At 64.1% G+C, this 24,793-nt stretch carries 23 protein-coding genes and 1 pseudogene; 13 read left to right on the top strand and 11 right to left on the bottom strand.

Annotated features, from left to right (window positions below; genetic code table 11):
- Positions 1-55 precede the first annotated feature (55 nt).
- The 4 genes and pseudogenes from VKR55_RS18840 to VKR55_RS18825 all read right to left on the bottom strand — a co-directional run.
- Positions 56-517, bottom strand: a complete 462-nt coding sequence (locus tag VKR55_RS18840) for an SRPBCC family protein (protein ID WP_324405576.1) — start codon at positions 515-517, stop codon at positions 56-58.
- Positions 400-846 (bottom strand): ArsR/SmtB family transcription factor, encoded by a 447-nt coding sequence (locus tag VKR55_RS18835; protein ID WP_324405574.1) that lies wholly within the window; start codon positions 844-846, stop codon positions 400-402. Before VKR55_RS18835 ends, VKR55_RS18840 begins: the two co-directional genes overlap by 118 nt.
- Before the next feature lie 157 nt (positions 847-1,003).
- Positions 1,004-1,306, bottom strand: coding sequence for a DUF3551 domain-containing protein (locus tag VKR55_RS18830; protein WP_324405573.1), 303 nt, complete (start codon positions 1,304-1,306; stop codon positions 1,004-1,006).
- 51 nt (positions 1,307-1,357) lie between these two features.
- Positions 1,358-1,687: pseudogene (locus VKR55_RS18825) on the bottom strand (tripartite tricarboxylate transporter substrate-binding protein); the annotation flags it as partial.
- 162 nt (positions 1,688-1,849) lie between these two features.
- On the opposite strand from VKR55_RS18825, the gene VKR55_RS18820 reads away from it, so the two are divergent.
- The 4 genes from VKR55_RS18820 to VKR55_RS18805 all read left to right on the top strand — a co-directional run bounded on the left by VKR55_RS18820 (position 1,850) and on the right by VKR55_RS18805 (position 5,313).
- On the top strand, positions 1,850-2,980 hold the full coding sequence (locus tag VKR55_RS18820; protein ID WP_324405571.1) for an ABC transporter permease: 1,131 nt from the start codon (positions 1,850-1,852) through the stop codon (positions 2,978-2,980).
- The gene (locus tag VKR55_RS18815; RefSeq protein WP_324405570.1) at positions 2,869-3,705 is read left to right on the top strand and encodes an ABC transporter ATP-binding protein; all 837 of its coding nucleotides are present in this window, start codon (positions 2,869-2,871) and stop codon (positions 3,703-3,705) included. The genes VKR55_RS18820 and VKR55_RS18815 overlap by 112 nt, the downstream gene beginning before the upstream one ends.
- Positions 3,702-4,790 (top strand): HlyD family secretion protein, encoded by a 1,089-nt coding sequence (locus VKR55_RS18810; RefSeq protein ID WP_324405569.1) that lies wholly within the window; start codon positions 3,702-3,704, stop codon positions 4,788-4,790. The genes VKR55_RS18815 and VKR55_RS18810 overlap by 4 nt, the downstream gene beginning before the upstream one ends.
- Positions 4,791-4,905: 115 nt before the next feature.
- Positions 4,906-5,313, top strand: a complete 408-nt coding sequence (locus VKR55_RS18805; RefSeq protein WP_324405567.1) for a VOC family protein — start codon at positions 4,906-4,908, stop codon at positions 5,311-5,313.
- 307 nt (positions 5,314-5,620) lie between these two features.
- Here VKR55_RS18805 and VKR55_RS18800 read toward each other — a convergent pair whose 3' ends face one another.
- Both VKR55_RS18800 and VKR55_RS18795 read right to left on the bottom strand, forming a co-directional pair.
- On the bottom strand, positions 5,621-6,949 hold the full coding sequence (locus VKR55_RS18800; protein WP_324405566.1) for a DUF2330 domain-containing protein: 1,329 nt from the start codon (positions 6,947-6,949) through the stop codon (positions 5,621-5,623).
- 2 nt (positions 6,950-6,951) lie between these two features.
- Positions 6,952-7,761, bottom strand: a complete 810-nt coding sequence (locus VKR55_RS18795) for an RnfABCDGE type electron transport complex subunit D (protein WP_324405565.1) — start codon at positions 7,759-7,761, stop codon at positions 6,952-6,954.
- Between the two features lie 230 nt (positions 7,762-7,991).
- Between VKR55_RS18795 and VKR55_RS18790 the strand changes: the two genes are divergently transcribed.
- Entirely contained in the window at positions 7,992-9,569 is a 1,578-nt protein-coding gene (locus tag VKR55_RS18790; RefSeq protein WP_324405564.1) for an AMP-binding protein, read from the top strand.
- Between the two features lie 153 nt (positions 9,570-9,722).
- Here VKR55_RS18790 and VKR55_RS18785 read toward each other — a convergent pair whose 3' ends face one another.
- Positions 9,723-10,817: an HD-GYP domain-containing protein gene (locus VKR55_RS18785; protein WP_324405563.1), complete on the bottom strand. Its 1,095-nt coding sequence runs from the start codon at positions 10,815-10,817 to the stop codon at positions 9,723-9,725.
- 410 nt (positions 10,818-11,227) lie between these two features.
- Here VKR55_RS18785 and VKR55_RS18780 point away from each other — a divergent pair, with 410 nt between their 5' ends.
- On the top strand, positions 11,228-12,016 hold the full coding sequence (locus VKR55_RS18780) for an alpha/beta fold hydrolase (RefSeq protein WP_324405561.1): 789 nt from the start codon (positions 11,228-11,230) through the stop codon (positions 12,014-12,016).
- A 108-nt stretch (positions 12,017-12,124) separates the two neighbouring features.
- Here VKR55_RS18780 and VKR55_RS18775 read toward each other — a convergent pair whose 3' ends face one another.
- From VKR55_RS18775 to VKR55_RS18765, 3 genes are all read right to left on the bottom strand, one after another.
- Entirely contained in the window at positions 12,125-12,943 is an 819-nt protein-coding gene (locus VKR55_RS18775; protein ID WP_324405559.1) for a polysaccharide biosynthesis/export family protein, read from the bottom strand.
- A 248-nt stretch (positions 12,944-13,191) separates the two neighbouring features.
- A complete protein-coding gene (msrA, locus tag VKR55_RS18770) occupies positions 13,192-13,848 on the bottom strand; it encodes a peptide-methionine (S)-S-oxide reductase MsrA (protein ID WP_324405557.1) in 657 nt (218 codons plus the stop codon).
- 117 nt (positions 13,849-13,965) lie between these two features.
- On the bottom strand, positions 13,966-14,283 hold the full coding sequence (locus VKR55_RS18765) for a hypothetical protein (protein WP_324405555.1): 318 nt from the start codon (positions 14,281-14,283) through the stop codon (positions 13,966-13,968).
- Between the two features lie 424 nt (positions 14,284-14,707).
- On the opposite strand from VKR55_RS18765, the gene rpsT reads away from it, so the two are divergent.
- Positions 14,708-14,974: a 30S ribosomal protein S20 gene (gene rpsT, locus VKR55_RS18760; RefSeq protein ID WP_324405554.1), complete on the top strand. Its 267-nt coding sequence runs from the start codon at positions 14,708-14,710 to the stop codon at positions 14,972-14,974.
- An 858-nt stretch (positions 14,975-15,832) separates the two neighbouring features.
- Here rpsT and VKR55_RS18755 read toward each other — a convergent pair.
- Positions 15,833-15,982 carry a hypothetical protein gene (locus VKR55_RS18755; RefSeq protein ID WP_324405553.1) on the bottom strand — a complete coding sequence of 50 codons (150 nt, stop codon included), beginning with the start codon at positions 15,980-15,982 and terminating at the stop codon, positions 15,833-15,835.
- Positions 15,983-16,198: 216 nt separating this feature from the next.
- Here VKR55_RS18755 and dnaA point away from each other — a divergent pair, with 216 nt between their 5' ends.
- From dnaA to murA, 6 genes are all read left to right on the top strand, one after another.
- Positions 16,199-17,629 (top strand): chromosomal replication initiator protein DnaA, encoded by a 1,431-nt coding sequence (gene dnaA, locus VKR55_RS18750; protein WP_324405552.1) that lies wholly within the window; start codon positions 16,199-16,201, stop codon positions 17,627-17,629.
- 275 nt (positions 17,630-17,904) lie between these two features.
- Complete coding sequence (gene dnaN / locus VKR55_RS18745) at positions 17,905-19,023, top strand: DNA polymerase III subunit beta (protein WP_324405550.1); 1,119 nt, start codon at positions 17,905-17,907, stop codon at positions 19,021-19,023.
- A gap of 60 nt (positions 19,024-19,083) precedes the next feature.
- Positions 19,084-19,449: an endonuclease domain-containing protein gene (locus VKR55_RS18740; RefSeq protein WP_324405549.1), complete on the top strand. Its 366-nt coding sequence runs from the start codon at positions 19,084-19,086 to the stop codon at positions 19,447-19,449.
- Positions 19,450-19,555: 106 nt separating this feature from the next.
- Positions 19,556-20,692: a DNA replication/repair protein RecF gene (gene recF, locus VKR55_RS18735; protein ID WP_324405547.1), complete on the top strand. Its 1,137-nt coding sequence runs from the start codon at positions 19,556-19,558 to the stop codon at positions 20,690-20,692.
- A gap of 345 nt (positions 20,693-21,037) precedes the next feature.
- Positions 21,038-23,473, top strand: a complete 2,436-nt coding sequence (gyrB, locus tag VKR55_RS18730; protein WP_324405545.1) for a DNA topoisomerase (ATP-hydrolyzing) subunit B — start codon at positions 21,038-21,040, stop codon at positions 23,471-23,473.
- Positions 23,474-23,489: 16 nt separating this feature from the next.
- Positions 23,490-24,785 carry a UDP-N-acetylglucosamine 1-carboxyvinyltransferase gene (murA, locus tag VKR55_RS18725; protein WP_324405544.1) on the top strand — a complete coding sequence of 432 codons (1,296 nt, stop codon included), beginning with the start codon at positions 23,490-23,492 and terminating at the stop codon, positions 24,783-24,785.
- Positions 24,786-24,793: the final 8 nt, after the last annotated feature.

Raw genomic sequence — 24,793 nt, 5'->3', positions numbered from 1 at the left:
ACCCGGAACCTCGAGATTCCGGGTCTGGTCCTTTGGACCATCCCGGAATGACAGATCAGGAAACGAATTCATCCAGCTTGGCGAACAGCTCATTCCAGCCGCGGGCGTGGTTGTCGCGCGCGGTCTCGTCGACGAACTGCGCGTGATTGAAGACCAGGAGCGTGCCGCCGGCTTCGAGCTTGAACTCGATCGTCACCAGCGATTCGCGCTCCGGCGTCGAATGCCACGCCCAGGTGAATTGCAGCCGCTCGTTCGGCACGACATCGCGATAGAGGCCGCCGACCTCGCAATATTCGCCGTCGTTCTTCTCGAACTGGATGCGGTAGCGCCCGCCGACACGGACATCGAGATCGGCGTGCAGGGTGCCGGGCTTCGCCGAAGCCGGCCCGAACCACCGCACTAGGTTTTGCGGCTCGGTCCAGGCGGCGTAGACTTTTTCCGGCCGCGCGCGGATCCGGCGTGTGAGGGCGAGGCTGGGACGCTCGGCGAGCTTGGGGGCAGTTGCTGGTTGGGCCATGGATCTTCCTCCACAAAAGCAGCAAGGCGGTCGAGATTCTCGGACCAGAAGCGTGCGTAGCGATTGAGCCAGTTCATCGCCTGCTCCATCGGCTGGGCGGTGAGCCGGCAGGCCACCGTGCGGCCGGTCTTCTCCCGCGCGATCAGGCCGGCATCCGACAGCACGTCGAGATGCTTCATGATCGCGGGCAGCGACATCGCAAAGGGTTGCGCCAGCTCGCTCACCGACAGGCTTTCCTGCTCCCCCAGCCGCGCCAGCAGCGCGCGCCGCGTCGGATCGGAAAGCGCCGCAAAGGTGCGGTCGAGCGTCTGGTCCCGATACTTAACCATGTGGTTTAGTATAAGCGAAGGCAGCGGCATGTCAAGCAAGCCAGTCGAACACAAAATCGTGCGTGCTGAAAACCGGCGGTCGAGAGCGCGCCGGCCAAGGCAAACCGACCCGCCCGATCAGATGGGTCGCTTCACGTCGCCAGGAACAAAAACCCTGTCAGCGATAATAGTAATGGTGGTGATAGTAGTGGCGACCCCGCGGCTGTGGTGACCCTTGCGCGCCGAACGCCACGTACGGGTTCACGCCGCAATAGGCGTAGCGCCCGGAAGCGCTCGCCATGCACTGTTTATAGCTCGTGTAAGAGCAGTCGCCGGGATAACCGACGCCCCTGCCCTGCACGCACCAGGGGTAACATAGGCCGCCGCCGGCGCGGACGTCGCCAACGTCGCCGCACCGGCCGCGGCCACCGCCAAACTTGCCAATACTAGTTTTCGCATGAACGTCTCCTTCGCGCCGCATGGCGCTTATCGCTCTGTCGCGATCATACAACGTGCAAGGCAGTTCGGCAGTTCACTCTACCTTGAGGCCGGCGAATTCGACGACCTTCTTCCACTTCCCGGTTTCGGCGGCGATCTCGGCGCCGAACGCCTCAGGTGTTTCGATCAGGGGCGCGCCACCGAGGTCCTCGAACTGCTTCTTGATGGTGGGCTCCGCCAGCACCGCGTTGACCTCGGCGTTGAGCTTGTCGATGATGTCCTTCGGCGTCTTGGCCGGCGCGCCCATGTCGAACAGCGCGCTCGCCTCATAGCCCTTCACGGTTTCGCCGATCGCCGGCACATCGGGCAATTGCGGCGACCGCTCCGCGCTGGTCACGCCGAGCGAACGCAGCGTGCCGGCGCGTTGGCGCCGCAATGGCTGTCTTGAGCCAGATCAATGCCGGGCGCGCTGCATTGCGGAAAGTCTCGAGGCAACAAGCGAGACGTGAAGATGTCTGTGCAAGGCATTGGTATTCCCGAGCCACAATATCGGCGTCTTGCAGTGATGCCGCGTTGGCGCTCGGGCATGACTCTGCTGATTGCGTGGCGCAACCTCGTTCATGATCGCGTGCGCCTGCTCGTGACACTGATCGGAATCGCATTTTCGACGATCCTGATGGGGCTCGAGCTCGGCATGCTGCTTAATTTCCTGCACACGACATCGACGATCGTCGATCACGCCAATGTCGATCTCTGGGTGACCGCCCACGGTGTGCGTTCGGTCGACCTCGCGACGCCGCTCGAGGAAAGGCGGCGCTTCCAGACCCTTTCCGTCGCAGGTGTCGCCGCCGCCGAATCCTATCTTCTGCAATTTGCCTTTTGGAAAAAGCCTGACGGTGTTCGCGAGACCGTCATCATCATCGGCGTCGATCCGCACGCTGTCATGGGGTTGCCATGGGCGATTGAGCCCGGACGAAGCGTCCATGACGCGCTGTCGATACCCGACGGCGTGATCGTCGACCGCCTTTACGCCGAGAAGCTCGGAATCGATCACATCGATCAGCTGGTCGAGATCAACGATCATCGCGCACGCGTAACTGCATTCACCAACGGCATTCGTACCTTCACGCAGTCCCCTTACGTCTTCACCTCCCTTCGTACGGCGCGCCTCCTGACAGGCCGGGCAGACAAGGACATCACCTATGTCCTGGTCCGGCTTGAAAAGGGGCAAAACCCCGAAGCGGCCGCAGCCGCGCTGGCCACCCGCATGCCCGACGTGGACGTGTTGCAGCCGACCCAGTTTTCCAACAAGAGCCGCACCTATTGGTTGTTCACGACCGGCGCCGGTACAACCTTGATCGCCTCGTCCGTGCTGGCGTTGATGGTCGGCGTGGTGATCGTGGCACAGACGCTCTACGCCAGCACCATGGACCGCTTGCCCGAATACGCAACCATCCGCGCCATGGGTGGCCCGCGGAGCTATCTGTACAAGATCGTGATCAAGCAGGCGGTGGTCGGCGGACTCCTGGGATACGGCGTCGGCATCACCCTCGTCCTGACCCTCGCCTATCTCGCCCGCCACAGCAGCGCCGCACCGCAGGTGCCGTGGTGGATGGCTGGCAGCATCGCCGGCATCACGATCCTGATGTGTGCCGTCGCTTCACTGGTGTCGCTCAACAAGGTCATATCCATCGACCCGGTCAAGGTGTTCCGATGACGGATGCGGTCGTCACCGCTGCCGATGTGACCCACACCTTCGGCTCCGGGCCGACGGCCTTCACCGCGCTGCGCGCGATCGACCTCGAAATCCGGAAAGATGAGGTTCTGCTGCTGATGGGTCCCTCCGGCAGCGGGAAAACCACGTTGCTTCATATTCTCGGCTGTCTGCTGCGACCGACCGCCGGCGTCGTGACGCTGCAGGGCGAGCCAACAGGCTCACTCAATGAGGATCAGCTCGGCGCACTGCGCCTGCAGCATTTCGGTTTCGTCTTTCAGGCCTACAACCTGTTTCCGGTGTTGACCGCGACGGAGAACGTGATGGTCGCACTCGATCTCATGGGCGTGGCCGGCGACGCTGCGCGCGATCGCGCCCGCGAGCTGTTGACGCTGGTCGGTCTGGCAAATCGTCTTGATGCCTATCCGTCCGAGCTCTCCAGCGGCCAGAAGCAACGCGTGGCGATTGCCCGCGCGCTCGCCGGTGATCCGCAGATCCTGATGGCGGACGAACCGACGGCGGCCCTCGATGCCGAAAACGGGCTCAAGGCCATGGAACTGTTTCGCATGCTGGCGCATCGCCAGCACCGCGCCGTCGTCATCGTCACCCACGATCCCCGGATCGTGCATCTGGCGGATCGAATCGTTCGCATCGAAGATGGTCGAATTGCTCCGGAATCCGCCGCAGCAACGGTGTCTCCGGCACTTGCAATGGGAGCCGCGCCATGAACAGCTCTCTTCGTAACTTCCGTAGGGTTGCCGTCGTAACCGCGCTCAGCGCCATGGCGGTCGTACTGTCTTCGGGATTGCCCGCAAATATGCAATTCCCGGTATGGGCTTCGCCAGCGCGCGACCCTGCGCCGGGCCATCACCTGGTTGCGGCGCCCGGCCTGGTCGAGCCGATCGGCGAGGAGCGCGAGGTCGGCTCGCAAGTGATCGGCATCATCCAGCAGATGCGCATCGACGAGAATGACGAGGTGCGCGCGGGCCAGATCATTGCGGTGGTCGACAATGCCGAGCAGGTCGCCCGCCTCGCTTCGGCGCGGGCCGAACTGGCGCTGCGCGAAGCCGAGCTTGAGCGTACCCTCAACGGTGCTCGCGTCGAAGAGCGGCGCGAGGCTCGCGCGACCCTGGATGAGGCTGAAGCCAATCTCGATATGGCCCGCCGCGACTATGCGCGCCGCCTGCCGCTGACCATCAGCGGAACCTCGCCGCAGTCGGCGCTCGACCTCGCGACCTCGACGCTGCACGCTAGCGAGGCGCGCCGCGCGGTCGCGGCCGAAAGGCTTGCGCTGATCGAGGCCGGTTCGCGCGCGGAGGACATCGCCGCTGCGCGCGCGCAGGTCGATCTCGCAAGAGCGAACGTTGCGCTTGCCGAGGCGCTGCTCGACAAGACCTTCATTCATTCGCCGATTGCCGGAACCGTTCTGCGCCGCGAGCGCGTCGCGGGTGAAGCCGTCACCAACGTGCCGCCGACCCCGATTGCGATCATCGGCGACCTCCATCGGCTGCGTGTCCGGGCCGAGGTCGACGAGACCGACGTGGGTCGGGTGTCGGTCGGCGAACCTGTCGCGATCACGGCAGACGCCTTCCCCGATCAGAAATTCAGCGGCACCGTTTACCGCGTCCTGTCACGGATGGGCCCCAAGGAGGTTCAGACCGGACGCCCGGCCGACAAGGTCGACACCAAAGTGCTGCAAGTGCTGATCGATCTCGACCCGGGCGCAAAGCTCCCGGTCGGCCTGCGCGTCGACGCTTTCTTCGGGTCGGACGAGCCGTCGGCCGTGAACAGATCGGCGACCGGTTCGGGTTAGCACCACCCGAGCATCGTCCGGCAAAGGGCCGGCGTTGAACCAAGGGCGAACGGCGTTGTAACAGTTGTAACAAACGGGAGGCGAGCAGCCTGTCACCTTGACGAAAGGACAAGCCATGGCGATCAAGGTCAATGCGATCGATCACATCGTCATCAACGTCAGCGATGTTCAACGCTCGGCCGAATGGTACGCAAAAGTCCTCGGCATGGAGATCAGGGTTTTCGACCCGGGCGAAGGCAAGGCCAGGCGTACGTCGCTGGTGTTCGGCAACCAGAAGATCAACGTCCGCCCGAAGAATGCCGACAAGGTCGAATGGTTCACCGCGGATCACGAGGCCGCGGGCAGTGACGATCTCTGCTTTCTCACCGCGAGCACGCCGGACGAGGTCGTCGCGCATCTCAAGGCACATGGCGTGACGATCGAGGACGGTCCGAGCAAGAGGCAGGGCGCGCGCGGCACTCTGCTCTCGGTCTATTGCCGCGATCCCGACGGCAGCCTGATCGAGATTTCGTCGTATGAGTGAGGCGCACTGATAGGCGGAAACCACGTGTTCCGTCGTCATTGCGAGGAGCGAAGCGACGAAGCAATCCAGACTGCAGCCACGGCCGCGGTTTGGATTGCTTCGCGGAGCCTGTCATCGGGCCGCGCTTCGCGCGGACCCGTTGGCTCGCAATGACGGAGCGAGAGCCCGGCCTGAAAGCAGAAATCGTAGGGTGGGCAAAGGCGCGACAGCGCCCGCGCCCACCATCGCATCAGAAATGGTGGGCACGCGGAGCCTGTCATCGGGCCGCGCGTTCGCGCGGACCCGTTGGCTTTGCCCACCCTACTCACTACTTCACCTGAACGGGCTCTCCCGTCGTCGCCATGCGCGCCTCGACCTCCTTCGGCGCCCAGCCGGCCAGCTCTTCGAGATTCTTCGCCTCCTGCGCAAAGCGCACCGGCAGCGATTGGCGATAGGTCTTCGCTGCCTCGCAGGACGCGTTTCCGTGCCAGGGATGATGCTGTACGTAGCGTCCCTGGAAATTCGTGCGATCCCTGGTCTCCAGGAACACAATATCCTCGGGGAAGGTATTGGCGTCGTAGCGCACGTGAAGGCGCGTCACATAGACATTGGCGCCGGAGCTGACGCCGAAGCGACCGAACGGGGCGTCGTTGTCACTGCCGATCCAGCGCGCACCGAGCTCGGCCAATTCCTTGTTGGACATTGGATCGGCCGCGCAGGGATCGCACCACGCCATATCCCAGGCATATTCGACAAACACCGCATGCATGTTTTCCTTGGCAACCGCGCGCTCGAACAGCGCCTTGTAGAACGGGCCGAACTCGTCCTTGACATAGAGCGGCACGTCGATGTCGGAGGGCACCTTCACGGTGCGGTAATTGGCGCTTTCGACGCGCCCGGTCTTGGTCAGCGCATAGATGATGAGGTCCTGCGGCCCCCTGGCGTTCACCGTGCCGAGCCGCAGCGGCACCATGAATTTGGGACTCTGATAGCGCACCTGCAGCGGCCGGAGATAGCCCTTGCCGAGCGTCGCCATGCGATCGACGTTCACCTTGGCGACGAAGAAATGCATGTTCTGCCTGATGTAGCTGCCGAGCACGGCCTCGGCACCCTGCGGAATGCGGTAGTTATTGTCGGTGAGCCAGCGCACCAGCCCGTCGCTCTCCGTGGCGGAAAGGATCAGCACGTCATATTCTGCGACGTCATAGCTGGCCTCGATGGTGACGCCATAACTCCTTTCCGCCATTGAAGCGCTTCGCGCCAGTTGCGGCGGCGCCGGCATCGCGGTCGCAACCTGCACCGGCGGAGCGCAGGGATCCTCGTCGTGATATTCGACGAGCCGCGGCGCGGTGTAGTGGTCGAGATGATCGATGGTCTTGGGATCGACCACGCCGATCTGCTTGCGTTCGATGATGGTCGGCACCGGGACTACGAGCGCAAACTCCTTCACGTCGCCCTCGAAATCGCTTGCCATGGTGATCGAGGTCTGGTCGCCATCGCGCGACAGCACCACCTTGGATGAGGTGTTGAACAGCTTTGCATCCGCCTGCGCGACATAGAAGCCGCAGAAGGCATTCGCCGGCACAATGGCGAGGTTGGCGAGGATCGCGATTGCGGCAACGCCGCACTTGAAGCCATGGGCAACAGTCCTGGTCATCTTCAGGAAACTCCTTGGGCTGCGCCGGCGCGCCAGGTGAAGCGCCGCGCGGGAATCAAACGATCGATCAGCAAGGTCAGGGGAGAAAGCAGGATCAGGGCGAAATAAAGCGCAGGCCGCATCTGCATGAAGAACGCCATGTAATGCGCGACGGCGGCGACCGCGAAGGCGAACAGGAAGCGGCCGGCGACCGAATCCGGGGCAGTGCGCGGGTCGGAAATCATGAAGAAGGTGAAGATCAGAAGCGAGCCGCTCTGCAATTGATGGGCGGGAATGGCAAGCGGGTCGCCGAGCCAATATGCTCGCGCGAACAACAGCGCCGCGTGACTTGCGAAGAAGAACACCGCGATGTCGGCGCGGCGCGCAGCCGACAGCACCAGTATCGCGAAGCAACAAGTCAGCGCCGCCAACCAGATCTCGGCGCCCCATTGTCCAGGCGAGATCCAGACGCCGTTCGAGGTGAGAAGCAATATGACGATCGCAAGCCCCGCCGGGTTGAAGATGTGCTTGCCGTCGATCCGGAGCAGGAATTTGGAGCCGATCGCGATGACACCGGCCGCGGCGTCAAGCCAGAGCGCATCGGCGCGCAAGAGCAGGCCGAGCGAGAGGCCGGTGATCATTGGCGAACGCCAGTCGAAGGGGCTGCCAGCGAGGCGCGCGCAGAGGGCTTGCGTCAACAATGCGGCACCGATGGCGACGGCGCAGGGCAGCGGGCGGGCGCCGAAATCGATCCGGACAAAATTGATCGCGAGCAGTGCGCCAAGGGCTGCGATCTGGAAGTAGCGCGCGTCAGGTAACGACCTTGCCGTCATGGACGCCCCTCCGGCATCAAACTCCGTGAATATCGCCGTCGCCTTGTCGGAACTTAGCTGCATTTGCAATTGCGGCGGGAGTTGGATCAGCCGGTGAACGCAAGCCTGCTGTTTGATCTGAGTCACACTTCGATCGGCGTGCGACAATTTGCCCGTTGCCAGGTTCGGTGGCAAAACAGCGGCAACAAGGATGGCGGCCGCCAGGACGGCGAAGCCGCACGGGAGGAAAGATGAACGAGCTTGCAGCCGCGCAGGGTGTCGTCGGCCCCTTCACCGGGCTGGACGTGCCCTGGCTTCTCAAGATGCGCGCGGAGGTCAGGCGCGACCATCCTTTCCTGATCTGGGCCCCGTTCGACGCGCCGGCACGCAAATGGTCGTACGGAGAATTCCACGACCGCGTCGGCGCCCTTGCCGCGGGCCTGGTCAGGCGCGGCATCCGACAAGGCGACTTCGTGCTGATCCATCTCGATAATTGCATCGAGGCGATGCTCGCCTGGTTTGCCTGCGTCGAGCTTGGTGCGATTGCGGTGACGACCAATACCCGCTCCGCTGCGGCCGAGATCGAATATTTCGCCGGCCATTGCGGCGCGGTCGCCGCCATCACCCAGCCCGCTTATGCCGAGCTTGTCGCCGCCAATTGCAAGGGCCTGCGCTGGATCGCGGTGACCTCGCACGATGCGGGCGCGCCGGCAAAGGCCGTCTCGCGCGGCGACCGCTTTGACGCGCTTTTTGCCGACAGCGCCGATCGGCCGCGCCGCTTGACCGATCCGCTCGCGCCTTGCAGCGTGCAATATACCTCCGGCACGACGTCGCGGCCCAAGGCGGCGCTGTGGACGCATGCCAACGCGCTGTGGGGCGCCAAGGTCAACGCCGCGCATCAGGATCTGCATGCCACCGACGTGCACCAGACCTATCTGCCGCTGTTTCACACCAATGCGCTCGCCTATTCGATGCTGGCGAGCCTCTGGGTCGGAGGATCTTGCGTGATCCAGCCGCGCTTTTCCGCGAGCCGCTTCTGGCGCGTCGCACTGGAGCACGGCTGCACCTGGACCTCGACCATCCCCTTCTGCATGAAGGCGCTGCTCGAGCACGAGATTCCGAAGAGCCACGAATTCCGGCTCTGGGGCACCGCGGTGAATGAGCCGCCGGCCTTTGCCGCGTTCGGCGTCAAGATCATCGGCTGGTGGGGCATGACCGAGACCATCACTCACGGCATCGTGGGCGAGGTCGATCAACCCAACATTCCGATGTCGATCGGCCGCGCGGCGAGCGAATATGCGATCCGCATCACCGACGATGATGGTCGGCCGACGCAAGTTGGCGACACCGGCAACCTCGCGATCAAGGGGGTGCCCGGATTGTCGCTGTTCAGGGAATATCTCCATAACGAAAAGGCGACGCGCGAGAGCTTTGACGAGCACGGGTATTTCCTCACCGGCGATCGCGTCACGCTGCTCGAGCGCGGCGCCATCAGGTTCGGTGACCGCGCCAAGGACATGCTGAAGGTCGGCGGCGAGAACGTCGCGGCGAGCGAGATCGAGCAGGTGATCGCGGTCGTCCCTGGCGTGCGCGAGGCCGCCGTGGTGGGCAAGAAGCACCCGATGCTGGACGAGGTGCCGGTGGTGTTCATCATCCCGCAAACCGGCCTCGACAGGCTGCCACAGGATCTGCACGACACCGTCATGGCCGCCTGCCGCAGCAACCTCGCGGATTTCAAGGTGCCGCGCGAGATTCGTTTCGTCGACGAGATGCCGCGCTCGACCCTGGAGAAGGTAGCGAAGGCGGAGTTGCGGAAGATGCTGGCTTAGCGAGTCAACGACCCTAGTTCCCGTCATTGCGAACCAACGGGTCCGCGCGAAGCGCGGCCCGATGACAGGCTCCGCGAAGCAATCCAGAGTCACGCAAACGGTCTGGATTGCTTCGTCGCTTGCGCTCTTCGCAATGACGAGTTTTAACGAGAGTCAATACGCCCCGAATGCGACCGGGCGGAAGGCCTGCAGCAATTGCTGGTCGAGCTTGCCGCCCATCGACTCCATGATGCTGAACGCGCGGGAATGGGTGAAGGGCAAGCGGTAGGCGCGCCTCTCCACCAGCGCGGTATAGATGTCGACGATGGTCGTCAGCCGGACGATGTCGCTGATCTGACCGCCGGAAAGACCGTTGGGATAGCCGGAGCCGTCGAGCAGCTCGTGATGATGCAACACCACGTCCAGCATCTCCGGGGGGAAATTGCCTTGCGCCTTGAGCGCGTCATAGCCGCGCTGCGGATGCCGGCGTATCTCCAGCTTCTCCGGCTCGCTAAGCTGACCGGGCTTGTCGAGGATCTCAACCGGCACGAACGCCTTGCCGACGTCGTGCAGCAGGGCTGCGCGGGTGAGCCGCCGCTGGTCCTCCTCGCGCATGCCGAGATGCTGCGCGAAGGCGACCGCAAATCCGGTGACGAACAGGCAGTGCCGATAGGAGGCGGCATGGTGGCAGCCGACCGTGGTCAGCCATTCGCGCAGCGAGGAATGCTTGATCGCCTTGAGGATCTTGGTTTCCGCCTGCTGCACCTCCTCGAAGGTCAGCACCCCGCCCCTCGGCAGCTTCTCGAACATCTTGACGAAAATCGCATGCGCGGCGGCGACGCCCCGGTTCAGCATCTTGCCGCGATCGCTCGCATCATAACGCTCGCTGTCCGGAAACGCGGCTTGGATGCGCTGCAGGATCGCGTCGCGATCGAGCGGCCGCGAGATCGTATCGGTGGCGCCCAGCGCCCAGGCCTGCATCGAGGCGTGGTGCAGCGCGTCCGCAAGCACGAACAGCCGCGGCATCTGCATATAGGCATCGGCCTGCAACTTCTTGCGGACGGCCTGCACGCTCTCGGGCGAGCGCAGGTTGATGTCGACCACGACGCCGGAGAGGCCGGACGGCGTCACCGGAATGTCCGATGTTGCGACCATGTCGACGTCGCCGACGGATTTCAGGATGTCGGCGAGTTCGCTGCTCTGGTCGGCGCGGTCGGAAGCCAGGAGCAGGCGGCGTTTGGGCGAGGTCTGTGTGGCTGTGGCGCTCATGGGAACCCGATTGGCTCGCAGTGACAACGCGCCAAGCCTATCCAGCAACCTGTTCCACTCGGATTAAGAGGCATCGTGAACTTCGACTGAGCACAATCGCTAAAATCTTAAGGATTGCTCAAAGCAACTTCAGGGCGTAGCGGCGTCAAAAGAAAAATCCGCCGGAGTTTTTCCTCCGGCGGATCGTTTTTACCCGAGATGAGAGCGCGCCCTACGCTTTCATCGCTGCCTTTACCGCTTCCGGAGTTGTTGTGCGCCGCGACAACATCGCGGTCGTAAAATCCGCAGAGCGGAATAGGCGCCCACGCCTTGCAGGGATTGCGATGCGGCGGCGCGCGGTTGGGCGTTCACAGCCGCAAAGATGTCGCGCTAGAATAACGTCAGGGCTGGAAACATGCAGGAAGCGCGCGATGGCGAAGATCGACCGCGACGGAATAAAGATCCACTACGAGGTCTACGGCGACGGCCCTCCCCTGATCCTCACCCACGGCTATTCCTCGACGTCTTCGATGTGGCAGGGCCAGGTCGACGCGCTCTCGAAGCGGCACAAGCTGATCCTGTGGGACATGCGCGGCCACGGCCAGTCCGACTATCCCGACGATCCCAACGCTTATAGCGAGGCGTTGACCGTCGGTGATATCTCGGCCCTGCTCGATGTGGTCGGCGCGAACAAGGCGATCGTCGGCGGACTTTCGCTCGGCGGGTACATGTCGCTCGCGTTCTATCGCGCGCACCCGGAGCGCGTTTCGGCGCTGCTCATCATCGACACCGGGCCCGGCTTCAAGAAGGACGATGCGCGCGAGGCCTGGAACAAGCGTGCATGCGACACCGCCGAGCGCTTCGAGCGCGAAGGCCTCGACGTCCTGAAATCGGCCAGCCGCGAGCGCTCGACCGTCAGCCATCGCAACGCCAAAGGCCTTGCGCTTGCGGCGCGTGGCATGCTGACCCAGCGCGACGCACGGGTGATCGAGGTGCTGGGCGAGATCAAGGTGCCGTCGTTGGTCGTGGTCGGCGCCGACGACACGCCCTTCCTCGCCGCCTCCGACTACATGGCGGCGAAAATCCCGGGCGCGAAGAAGGTGGTGGTCCCCGCCGCCGGCCACGCCGTCAACATCGACCAGCCGCAGGCCTTCATCGATGCGGTGCTGCCGTTCCTCGATGGACTGCCGATAGCTGAAACTCGTCATGCGCGGGCTTGACCCGCCTGCGGGGCCGAAGCCCCTTCGGCGCGGCGAAGGCCCGCGCATCCATCCAAGAAAGAGCTCTTTGGGGAGATGGATTGCCGGGTCAGGCCCGGCAATGACAACTCAGAACCAGCGTTCGTTGACCTGGACAGTGTCGCCGGGGCTCATGGCAGTGCCGAGCGGCACGACATATCGCGCGACACCACTGGAATCGGTGTGCGTGAGGGTAACGAAGTCGCGCTTGGCGCGCGGTGAGAAGCCGCCGGCGATCGCGATCGCGCTCTCGACCGTCATGTTGGGCACGTACGGATATTGGCCCGGTGCCTGCACCTCGCCGAGGATGAAGAACGGCCGATAGGAATCAATCTCGACCGCGACCGAAGGCTCGCGGATATAGCCGTTGCGCAGTTTCGCGGTGATCTCGGCAGCGAGCGACGCAGGCGAACGTCCGCGCGCGGCGACCTGGCCGATCAAGGGCATGGTGATCGAGCCGGAGGCGTCGATGGTGTAGGTGTTGGTGAGGCCGTCCTGCCCGTAGACGACGACGCGGAGCTTGTCGCCGGCGTCGAGCCGGTAGCCCGCGTCATATCTGACCGGCGCGGAAGGCGGCGCGGCAGCATAGGCATCGTAAGGCGTCGACGCCGCGGCTGACGGCGGCGCGTAGGCCGGCGGCGGAGTGTAGGCGGGAGGCGGCGTGTAGGCTGGCGGCGGCGCGTAAGCGGGAGACGGCGCGTAGGCTGGGGCTTGTGCGTAGGTGACAGAACGAGAAGCGCCGGCGAGAGCCCGGCGAAGCGCCGCGATGGCGCCGCCGCCATCGCTAGCCGGCTGAGGTGCCGCATAGGCGTTGGGCTGGCCGTAGGTCATGTAGTCGAGGTCGTTTTGACCCTGCGCCAGCGCCCCCGGCAAGGCCGCGACCAAGGAGCCGGCCAGCGCAGTGACCATGATCGACCATCGAAACGCGCGCGCAAACCGCACCGGAGCCATCCCTCACAACGAGATCGCTCCAGTCTTGCACCTGTTATGGTTAACAAAGGGTTTCGATCGCGGCGGCGCGAGGCTGACTGCCAATAGCCGCAGGTCATTCCGCAGCGATGCGCCAGCATCGAACTATGGTGCGCAATTGCACACCTGAGAATCTCGAGATTCCGGGTCTGGTCCTTCGGACCATCCCGGAATGACGGCATCGCAACTCAGGCCGACACACCGGCCCCGATCGGGCACGACACGCCGGTGCCGCCGAGCCCGCAATAGCCGGCCGGGTTCTTGGCCAGATATTGCTGATGATAGTCCTCGGCGAAGTAGAACGCGCCGGCCGGCACGATCTCGGTGGTGATGGCGGCAAGACCTTTGGCTGAGAGTGCCTTCTGATAGGAAGACTTCGACGCGTCAGCCGCTTTGCGCTGCGCCTCGCTCGAGGCGTAGATCGCGCTGCGGTATTGCGTGCCGACATCATTGCCCTGGCGCATGCCCTGGGTCGGATCGTGGCTCTCCCAGAACGTCTTCAAGAGGCGATCGTAGGCGATTGTCTTCGGATCGAACACGACCAGCACTACTTCGGTGTGACCGGTGCGGCCCGAGCAGACTTCTTCATAGGTCGGGTTCGGCGTATGGCCGCCGGCATAGCCGACCGCGGTGACGTAGACGCCATCGCCCAGCTCCCAGAACTTGCGCTCCGCGCCCCAGAAGCAGCCGAGCCCGAACACCGCCTGCTCGAGCCCTTCCGGATAAGGCGGCTTGAGCTTGTGGCCGTTGACGAAGTGGGTGGATGCGGTCGGAATCGCTTGCGCACGGCCCGGCAACGCTTCGGCTGCACTGGGCAGTGCGGTGGTCTTGCGCATGAACAGCATGGATTTTCTCCGGGCGGGACTCTTGCTGGAGCGAAAGACGCGTCCAGCCGGCAGCCCATTATATAGGTGTTTACGCGAGGCGACGCAGCCCCGTTGCACCCCTCGCTCAGCGGGCGGTCAGTCCCGGGAATAGCCGATCAGGGGTTTGCGCGGGCGGAACAGGATCATCAGGACAATCCCGACGATCCCGAGCACGGCAAAGACCGGCTGGTCGAGCACCACCTTGACGATGCTGGTCCAGAGCCACGGCGCCTTGCCCTCGACCCAGGCCCGGAACGCCGCCTGGCTCGCCTGGTTCATGTCGTTCCAGAACTGGCCGAAGCGGGTGAATTGCAGGCTCTGGTCGGCGACCCAGCGCGCCCCATCATAGACCATGAAGATGAATCCGCCGGCGAGCAGCAACAGCCCGACCAGTCGGAAGAAACCGCGGATCATGTGCTACCCACTCCCCTGATCGTTGCCCCAAAACTCACCCGAAAGGCGCCCTTGGCCTTACCGGGGTGATTGGGGAAATTCAACCTCATCAGTAGTTTAACGGCCATTTGCGACCGCACTTTATGGCCCCGACGCGCGCCATAAGGCGTTGACGCTGCAAAACCCTGCCTCTATAAGGGCGCCAATGGCGGTGGGCGCAATCCCGCCGCCGCGTTTCTTTGAGCCTTGCCGGGCGCTTGCGTTGGACTTGCCTGCTGCGACCCGCATCTCAAGGGCGTTCCGAACAACCTTAAAGCGTCGATCACGTGGTCGAGCACGATCCGGAAAAGTGGTATCGTTTTTCCGATCATGCTCAATGGAAGCGGCCGACGCGCTTATCCGCGATTGAACAGCAAGCGGTCTCCGCTAGAGGAATTTTGAGACGATGGCCAACACCACTTCCGCCAAGAAAGCGACGCGCAAGATTGCCCGCCGCACCGTGATCAACAAGTCGCGCCGCACCCAGATGCGCGGCGCCGTCCGCAATGTCGAGGACGCGATCAAGCGTGGCGACCGCGACGCTGCCGTGAAGGCGATGGCGCGTGCCGAACCCGAGTTGATGCGTGCAGCGCAGCGCAACATCGTTCACAAGAACAATGCGAGCCGCAAAGTGTCTCGCCTGTCGCACGCGATCGCGAAACTTGGCAAGTAGGTCTTCGCGCGACCTCCGCTGACGAAAAATCAAACGCGTCACCAAGCCCGGCCCTCGCCGGGCTTTTTCTTTTTCTGTCATAAAATCATCTTGCGAGCGCGCGCGATGCGAGTACAATTTTCGCGTGCCCGTATTTTGCCGGTGCGGTTTGCGCGCGCCCCGTAGTTTTACCTGGGTTGCAATTCTGTCGCACCGGAAACGCAGCGCCGTCACAAGAAATGCCTGTCCCATTTGGTGAAAATGGAATTCCATTCGAGCTTGCTCAAAAGCGACATGCGCGGGTTACCCGAAAAAACAATCGCGAAAAACTTCGTTTCGCTAATCACTTATCCACATAGCGACTCGAAGCATTTCGAAAATCGGCCGTTCACCAAGCAAACGTAAATATTTTATGAAAAATTTTTGCGACTGCGGCAGGATTTGTGACACGCGCGATTCCTCACGGTGATTCAAAAACTTGCTTTCGCAGTCGGCGACAGCAGCGCTGCAACACCGCGAAAGACTCGGCCGCGAGCGGTGATCAAACTGATTGCGAGAAATTTCGCATTGTGTATTTCTTAATGGCTCGCGGCGCCCACGATCTTTAGACCAGCGCGGTTTTGGAAACGGGGCGGACGTGCAAATCGGCGGCGGTGTGCGCGTTGGCGACGCTTTCCAAGCGATTGTCGGACCGTGACCCATGGCGACATGGGTAACGGAGAACTGCGTCTAAGTTTCTCGGACCCTGGGGCCTACGCGCCTCGCCGGTCGAACGAGAGGGATGGATTCAGTGGCCCGATGAAAGCGGAGGCTGCGACCCTGCGAGCGGGTAAGGTAGTTGCGGGTGAGAGAAGCGGCGTAGCGGCTGAACAGACCGGTTCAGACGTCGTGGACCTTGGAGCAGACTTGAGAGGACAGCTTGTCGGGAGCAATTCCGGCAAGGACGGGGAGGTTGCAATGGCCTACGTAAGCATCACGATATTTGACCGAAAGAAATTTTCGAGCCACGTCACTTTCGATGCGATCCATCTGCGCCCTCCGACGCGCAACCCCGACAATCCGTCGAGTACTCGCTGACCTCGCGGAAACCTTTCTGATCCTGACATCGTTGACCTGACCGCGGCGTTGCGCCGAACGGCGGAGCCATGTCCGGTGATGGAAAATTCGCTTGAGGTCGCGCCGCGGCAGGAAACCTGCACGGCGTTTCGCAGGACAGGGTTTCTTCTTTTGGAAAAGTTTAAGGCAATGACAAATTCGGAACACGAGCGCTGGACGCGCGTCAAGGGTCGGTTGCGGACGAGTGTCGGCGAGGACGTCTATTCGAGCTGGTTTGCGCGGATGGATATGGAAAGCGTGCAGCAGGAGAGTATCCGTCTCTCGGTTCCCACCACCTTCCTGCGAAGCTGGATCCAGGCTCATTATGCCGAGCGCGTGCTGTCGTGCTGTCAGGCCGAGATGCCCGAGGTGCATCGCATCGATCTGACGGTCCGCTCGCCCGCGCGCAGCCTCGCGCCCGCCAGGGAAGCCCCGGCCGCGCTCGAGGCGCGCCGCACAGAGCCGCGCGACAGCCGTCCAGCCGCCGAGCTGCGCGCGATCGCGTCCGCACCGGTATCCGCCAATCATGACGCGCTCGGCGGCTCGCCGCTCGATCCGCGCCTGACCTTCGCGAGCTTTGTCGTCGGCCGTTCCAACACGCTGGCGCATGCGGCCGCGCGGCAAGTGGCCGAAGGTCGCCGCGGCGATCCCGTGATGTTCAATCCGCTCTACATCCATGCCGGCGTGGGCTTGGGCAAAACCCACCTGCTGCAGGCCGTAACCTGGGCCGGCAATGCGGCGGGCGAGCGCAAGGTGCTGTATCTGACGGCCGAGAAATTCATGTACGGCTTTGTCGCGGCGCTGAAGACGCAGACCGCGCTTGCCTTCAAGGAAGCGCTGCGCGGCATCGACGTGCTCGTGATCGACGATCTGCAATTCCTGCAGGGCAAGTCGACGCAGGCCGAGTTCTGCCACACGCTGAATGCGCTGATCGATGCCGGCCGCCAGGTGGTGATCGCCGCCGATCGTCCGCCGTCGGATCTGGAAAGCCTCGACGACCGCGTGCGTTCGCGGCTCGCCGGCGGCCTCGTGGTCGAGATGGCCTCGCTCGGCGAGGAGCTCCGGCTCGGCATCCTGAAGTCGCGCGTCGCAGCGGCGCGCGCACATCATGCGAGCTTCGATGTGCCGGAGCCGGTGCTGGACTATCTCGCCCGCACCATCACCCATAATGGCCGCGACCTCGAGGGCGCGATCAACCGCCTGCTCGCGCATTCCAAGCTGAACAATCAACCGGTCACGCTGGAGATGGCCGAGCGCGAGGTGCGCGACCTGATCCGCCCGCAGGAGCCGAAGCGGATCAAGATCGAGGACATCCAGCGCGTGGTGGCGCGGCAATATAATGTCAGCCGCTCCGACCTGTTGTCCTCGCGCCGGACCGCCAACGTGGTGCGTCCGCGGCAGGTCGCGATGTACCTGGCGAAGACGCTCACGCTTCGCTCGCTGCCGGAGATCGGTCGCCGCTTCGGCGGACGCGATCACACCACGGTGCTGCACGCCGTGCGCAAGATCGAGGCGCTGGTGGCCAAGGACAATGCGCTGTCAGAGGAAGTCGAATCGCTGAAGCGCCAGTTGCAGGAGTAGTTCCCGTCATTCCGGGGCGCGCGCAAGCGCGAACCCGGAATCTCGAGATTCCGGGTCCGGTCCCTTGGACCGTCCCGGAATGACAATTTCGATCGATCCCGGCCGATTGCCGCAAAACGGGGGGAATCGATCCGCCGCTCCCTTGAATTAGCGTCCCATCCGCGCCACTTTACGCCCCCCGAAAGCCCCTCAAGAGGGCTTAAGGGTGCCATCAGCCGCGGCCCACCCGCCCGGCATTCCCACGACATGCTCTGTTGGATCGGGCGGATATAGCAATGAAGGTCACCGTCGAACGCGCGCAACTCCTGAAGTCGCTGGGCCACGTCCACCGCGTGGTCGAGCGCCGCAACACCATCCCGATCCTGGGCAATGTCCTGTTGCGCGCCGAGAACGCGCAATTGTCGCTGAAGGCGACCGATCTCGACCTCGAGGTGACCGAAACCCTCGCCGCCGAGATTGCGAGTGGCGGGTCGACCACCGTGCCCGCGCACATGTTCTACGACATCGTGCGCAAGCTGCCCGACGGCTCCCAGATCGTTCTCGAAAGCGACGGCGACCGCGCCGTGATGGCGATCCGCGCCGGCCGCTCGCGCTTCACCCTGCAGACGCTGCCCGAGAGCGATTTTCCGGATCTCGCCGCCGGCGACATGTCGCATTCCTTCACCCTGCCGGCCGCCGACGTGAAGCGGCTGATCGACCGCACACAATTTGCGATCTCGACCGAAGAGACGCGCTACTACCTCAACGGCATCTATCTGCATTCGGCCGGCAGCGCCAAGGCCGCGACCTTGCGCGGGGTTGCCACCGACGGCCATCGCCTGGCCCAGGTCGACCTGGTGCAGCCGAAGGGCGCGACCGGCATGCCGGGCGTGATCGTGCCGCGCAAGACCGTGGGCGAGGTGCAGCGCCTGATCGAGGACAATGAGGCGGAAGTCGCCATCGAGCTGTCGCCGGGCAAGATCCGCTTCACGCTCGGCAACGTGGTGCTGACCTCCAAACTGATCGACGGCACCTTCCCCGATTACGGCCGCGTCATCCCGCAGAACAACGACAAGGAGCTGATCGTCGACAAGGCCGATTTCGCCGCCGCTGTTGACCGTGTCTCCACGATTTCGAGCGAACGCGGCCGCGCCGTCAAGCTCGCGCTGTCCGCCGGCAAGCTCGTGCTCAGCGTGACCAATCCGGATTCCGGCAGCGCCACCGAGGAGCTCGAGGTCGAGTACGCCGCCGACCCGCTCGATATCGGCTTCAACTCGCGCTACCTGCTCGACATCGCCGCCCAGATCGAAGGCGAGGTCGCCGTGCTCAAGCTCGCCGACCCCGGCTCCCCGACCCTGGTGCAGGACAAGGACAACAAGAGCGCGCTGTATGTGCTGATGCCGATGCGGGTGTGATGTACCCTCTCCCCTTGTGGGAGAGGGTGGCTTCGCGAAGCGAAGCCGGGTGAGGGGTTCGTGCCGCAGGTACCCAAGCATCGGTCGACTTCGAAGCGCATCCGCGACTTCGCAAAAGCGATGCGTCGCGAGCCGACGGATGCTGAAGCGCGGATGTGGACATTGCTCCGTGATCGGCGGCTCGCGAATTTCAAATTTCGTCGCCAATTCCCGTTCCAAAACTACATTCTTGATTTCATTTGTTTCGACCAGCGCCTGGTCATTGAAATCGACGGTAATCAACACGCCTCTTCGAAGCGTGATGCAACGAGAGAGGCGGCTCTGGCGGCTGAGGGCTTTCAAATCGTGCGCTACTGGAACAATGACGTGTTGCAGCAGTCCGCGGCTGTATTGGAGGACATCCTTGCAAAGCTCGCCGAGCGGTGAGATACCCCTTACCCGTCGCCTCGCTCCGCGAGGCGCCACCCTCTCCCACAAGGGGAGAGGGGCAGAAGCGCGGCGATGACAACTCAAGCGCTCCGCGCCAACCAGCATGACCCCATCCCGCATTCATCGCCTGACGTTGACGCATTTCCGCAACTATCGCGGCGCGAGCCTTGAGGCCCGCCGCGACATGGTGGCCCTCGTCGGCCCGAACGGCGCCGGGAAGACAAATTGCCTCGAGGCGATCTCGTTCCTGTCGCCGGGCCGGGGCTTGCGCCGCGCGACGCTGGAGGATGTCGCCGACAACCAGGGCGACGGCGCGTGGGCGGTATCGGCCGAGGTCGCGGGTGCGCTGGGGTTGGCGACCCTCGGCACCGGCATCGAGGCGCCGCGGGGCGAGGCGTCCACGGGCCGGCGCTGCCGCGTCGATCGTGAGACGGTGGGTTCGGCGTCAGCCTTTGGCGATCATCTGCGCATGGTGTGGCTGACGCCCTCGATGGACGGCCTGTTCATGGGCGCGGCCAGCGAGCGGCGGCGCTTCTTTGACCGGCTCGTGCTCGCCATTGACAGCGAACATTCAAGCCGCGTCTCGGCGCTGGAGCGGTCGCTGCGTTCGCGCAATCGCTTGCTCGAGGTCCGCAATTTCGACGACCACTGGTGCGACGCGATCGAGCGCGAGACCGCGGAGCTCGCGGTCGCGGTTGCCGCAACCCGCGGCCAGACCGCGGTGAAGCTCGCCGCGATGCTGCGCGCCCGCGGCGAAGCCTCCGCATTTCCGTCCGCGCAAATCGCGCTCGACGGCTGGATGGAGAACGCCCTGCTCTCCGAGCCCGCGCTTGCGGTCGAGGAGCGCTACCGCAAGATCCTGCGCGAGAGCCGCGTGCGCGACGCCGCCGCCGGCCGCACGCTCGACGGGCCGCATCTCACCGACCTTGACGTCGTCTATGCGCCGAAGGCCATGCCGGCAAAGGACGCGTCCACCGGCGAGCAGAAGGCGCTCCTGATCGGGCTGGTGCTGGCGCATGCGACGCTGGTGGCCGAGACCACCGGCATCATCCCGCTGCTCCTGCTTGACGAGGTGGTCGCCCATCTCGATCCGGGCCGGCGCACTGCGCTGTTCAACGAGCTTGCAAAGCTCGGCGCGCAGGTCTGGCTCACCGGCGCCGATCCCGCAGGCTTCGCCGAGCTCCGCGCCTCCGGCGACGTCTTTGACGTCGAGAACGGGCGCGTCACGCGGCGCGCATGATCCGCAAGAGCGCTGCCCCGCACCTCGATGGCAGGATGGGCCCCGGTTTCCGGAAAACCATGCCCTCGGGCCTTCTGTCGCCGCTGCCATACGGCGCCGGGCCGGGCGGCTTGTGGGCTCAAAAACGAGCCGTCAGAGAGGTTCGAAACCAGCCGCCGGAACACGGTTTTCCAAGGCTTGCGAATCGGCTTTTTCGAGCCTTGAAGAAACGTTAAAAAACCCTATCTCATCAGTATCTTACGGGTCACGACTTTGCGCTAGGCGGAACCCTTTTTTCGTGGCACAAATAGCTCTGATCAGCCCTCGTCGCGCGTGGCTCGATCGGGACACCCTCAAAGGCCTCACATGACTGAACCAGCCCGGCAAACCATTGCCGACAACGAGCCCCCTGTCGCGAGCGAATACGGTGCGGAATCGATCCGGGTGCTGAAGGGCCTCGACGCGGTCCGCAAGCGCCCCGGCATGTACATCGGCGACACCGATGACGGCAGCGGCCTGCACCACATGGTCTATGAGGTCGTCGACAACGCGATCGACGAGGCCTTGGCCGGATACGCGACGCGCGTCGAAGTGACCCTCAACGCCGACAGTTCGGTGACGGTGCGCGACGACGGCCGCGGCATTCCCGTCGACATCCACAAGGGCGAAGGCGTCTCGGCGGCCGAGGTCATCATGACCCAGCTCCATGCCGGCGGCAAATTCGACCAGAACTCCTACAAGGTGTCCGGCGGCCTGCACGGCGTCGGCGTGTCTGTGGTGAACGCGCTCTCGAGCAAGCTGCAGCTTCGGATCTGGCGCGACGACAAGGAGCATTACATCGAGTTCGCCAATGGCGATTCCGTTGCGCCCTTGAAAGTGGTCGGCGCGGCGCCGGGCAAGCGCGGCACCGAGGTGACGTTCTTTGCCTCGCTCGAGACCTTCAAGAACATCGACTATGATTTTGCGACGCTGGAGCATCGCCTGCGCGAGCTCGCCTTCCTCAATTCCGGCGTCAACATCGTGCTCTCGGACATGCGCCACGCGGTCGAGAAGCGCGAGGAGATGCACTATCACGGCGGCGTCGAGGAGTTCGTCAAATATCTCGATCGCAACAAGAAGGCGATCGTGCCCTCTCCGATCATGGTGCGTTCCGAGAGCAACGGCATCGGCGTCGAGGCGGCGCTGTGGTGGAACGACAGCTACCACGAGAACGTGCTGTGCTTCACCAACAACATCCCGCAGCGCGACGGCGGCACGCATCTCGCTGGTTTTCGCGGCGCGCTGACGCGCCAGGTCAACGGCTATGCCGACGTCAACGCGAAAAAGGAAAAGATTCAGCTCACCGGCGATGATTGCCGCGAAGGCCTCACCGCGGTGCTGTCGGTCAAGGTGCCCGATCCAAAATTTTCATCGCAGACCAAGGACAAGCTGGTCTCCTCCGAAGTCCGTCCGGTGGTCGAGAACGTGATCAACGAAGCGCTGGCCGCCTGGTTCGAGGAGCATCCGTCCGAAGCAAAGGTGATCGTCGGCAAGGTGATCCAGGCGGCGGCGGCGCGCGAAGCCGCCCGAAAGGCGCGCGAGCTGACGCGCAAGAGCCCCTTGAGCGTCTCTTCGCTGCCCGGCAAGCTCGCCGACTGCCAGGAGAAGGATCCCGCCAAGTCCGAAATCTTCATCGTCGAGGGCGATTCGGCCGGCGGCAGCGCCAAGCAGGGCCGCAACCGCGAGTTCCAGGCCATCCTCCCCTTGCGCGGCAAGATCCTCAATGTCGAGCGCGTGCGCGCCGACAAGATGTTGTCAAGCGAGCAGATCGGCACGCTGATCACCGCACTCGGCGCCGGCATCAGCGACGACTTCGCGATCGACAAGCTGCGCTATCACAAGATCATCCTGATGACCGACGCCGACGTCGACGGCGCCCATATCCGCACGCTGCTGCTCACCTTCTTCTACCGGCAGATGCGCGAGATCATCGACCAGGGCTATCTCTATATCGCGCAGCCGCCGCTCTATAAGGTCAGCCGCGGCAAGTCCGAGCAGTATCTGAAGGATGAGCGCGCGCTGGAAGATTACCTGATTACGACCGGGATCGACGAATGCGTGTTCAAGCCGGCCTCCGGCGACGACCGCGCCGGCCGCGACCTGCTGTCGCTGGTCGAGGACGCCCGTATGATCCGCGCGGTCCTGCGCAACCTGCACAGCCGTTACAACCGCACTGTGGTCGAGCAGGCCGCGATTGCAGGCGTATTGCGGCAGGAGATTTTTGGCGATCCCAACAAGGCGGCAGCGGCCGCCGACTACATCGCCAAGCGCCTCGATGCGCTCGCCGACGAGGTCGAACGCGGCTGGACCGGACGGTTCACCGAGGGCGAGGGGTTCCTGTTCGAGCGCACCGTGCGCGGCGTCAAGGATGCCGCGATCCTCGATCACGCCCTGCTCGGTTCCGCCGATGCCCGCAAGCTCGACGATTACGCGCCGCGGCTGCAGGAAGCCTATGCGCGAAACGGCCTCCTGCGCCGCAAGGATACGGAGACGCCGATCCACGGGCCGGTGGATCTGTTCGAGGCGGTCACCGAGGCCGGCCGCAAGGGGCTCAGTCTGCAGCGCTACAAAGGTCTCGGTGAAATGAACGCCGAGCAGCTCTGGGAAACCACGCTCGACACCGAAGCGCGCTCGCTGTTGCAGGTGAAGGTCAAGGAGGTCGACGAGGCCGACGACATCTTCACCAAGCTGATGGGCGACGTGGTCGAGCCGCGCCGCGAATTCATCCAGGATAACTCGCTGTCGGCCAACGTCGACGTATAGGGGGCCGAGAGATCACATGCCGCCCATCCAATATATCGTAGAGGGCGGTCACCGGCTCAGCGGCGCCATCGAGCCCTCCGGCAACAAGAACGCGGCGCTGCCGATCATCGCGGCCGCGCTGCTCACCGAGCACCCGGTCACGCTCGACAACGTGCCGCGCATCCGCGACACCGAGACGCTGGTGGAGCTGATCCGCTCCGTCGGCGCGTCGGCCGAATGGCGCGGGCGCAATCGCCTCGCGATCCACGCCAAGGACATCCGCGCCGCCGATCTCGACCCGGATCTGTGCGCGCGCATTCGCGCCTCGATCCTGCTCGCCGGCCCCCTGCTCGCCCGCTGCGGCGAGGTGGCGCTGCCGCCGCCCGGCGGTGACGTGATCGGCCGGCGCCGGCTCGACACTCATTTCCTCGCCTTCGAGCAGCTCGGCGCCACCGTCACCTCGACCAACAAGCTGGTGTTCCGTGCCAGGGAGCTGCGTGGCGCCGACGTGTTCCTCGACGAGCCCTCCGTCACCGCGACCGAGAACGCGCTGGTCGCGGCGGTCGCCGCCAAGGGCACCACCTACCTGCGCAACGCCGCCTCCGAGCCGCATGTGCAGGATCTCGCGCATTTCCTGGTCGCGCTGGGCGCCAATATCGAGGGCATCGGCACCAACACGCTGGTGGTGCACGGCGCCGCGCGGCTCGGCGAGGCCAGCTACTCGATCCAGCCCGATCACATCGAGGTCGGCTCGCTGATCGGGCTCGCCGCCGTGACGCGCTCGCCGATGCGCATCGTGCGCGCCGGCGTCGAGCATCTGCGCTCGATCCGGATGGGCTTTGAGCGGCTCGGCATCGTCTGCGAGGTCGCAGGCGACGACCTGATCGTGCCCTCGGAGCAGACGCTGAAAATCAAGGACGATTTCGGCGGCCACGTGCCGAAGCTCGAGGACCAGCCTTGGCCCGCCTTCCCGGCCGATCTGATGTCGATTGCGATCGTCACCGCGAGCCAGTGCGAGGGCGTCATCCTGATGTTCGAGAAGATGTTCGAGTCCAGGATGTTCTTCGTCGACAAGCTGATCTCGATGGGCGCGCGGATCGTGCTGTGCGACCCGCATCGCGCGATCGTTGCCGGCCCGAGCCGCCTGCACGGCGCCTCGATGATCTCTCCCGACATCCGCGCCGGCATGGCGATGCTGCTCGCCGCCGTCTGCGCCGAGGGCACGAGCACGATCAACAATGCCGACCAGATCGAGCGCGGCTACGAGCGCATCGAGGAGCGGCTGAACGCGCTCGGCGCCAGGATTACGCGCGTGCCGGCGCGGGAGCGGTAATCGCTCGG

The organism is Bradyrhizobium sp. (assembly GCF_035309285.1).
In the GTDB taxonomy this organism is placed as follows: domain Bacteria; phylum Pseudomonadota; class Alphaproteobacteria; order Rhizobiales; family Xanthobacteraceae; genus Bradyrhizobium.
Note: the sequence above shows the minus strand (reverse complement) of the source record. Positions and strands in the feature narration are given on the sequence as shown.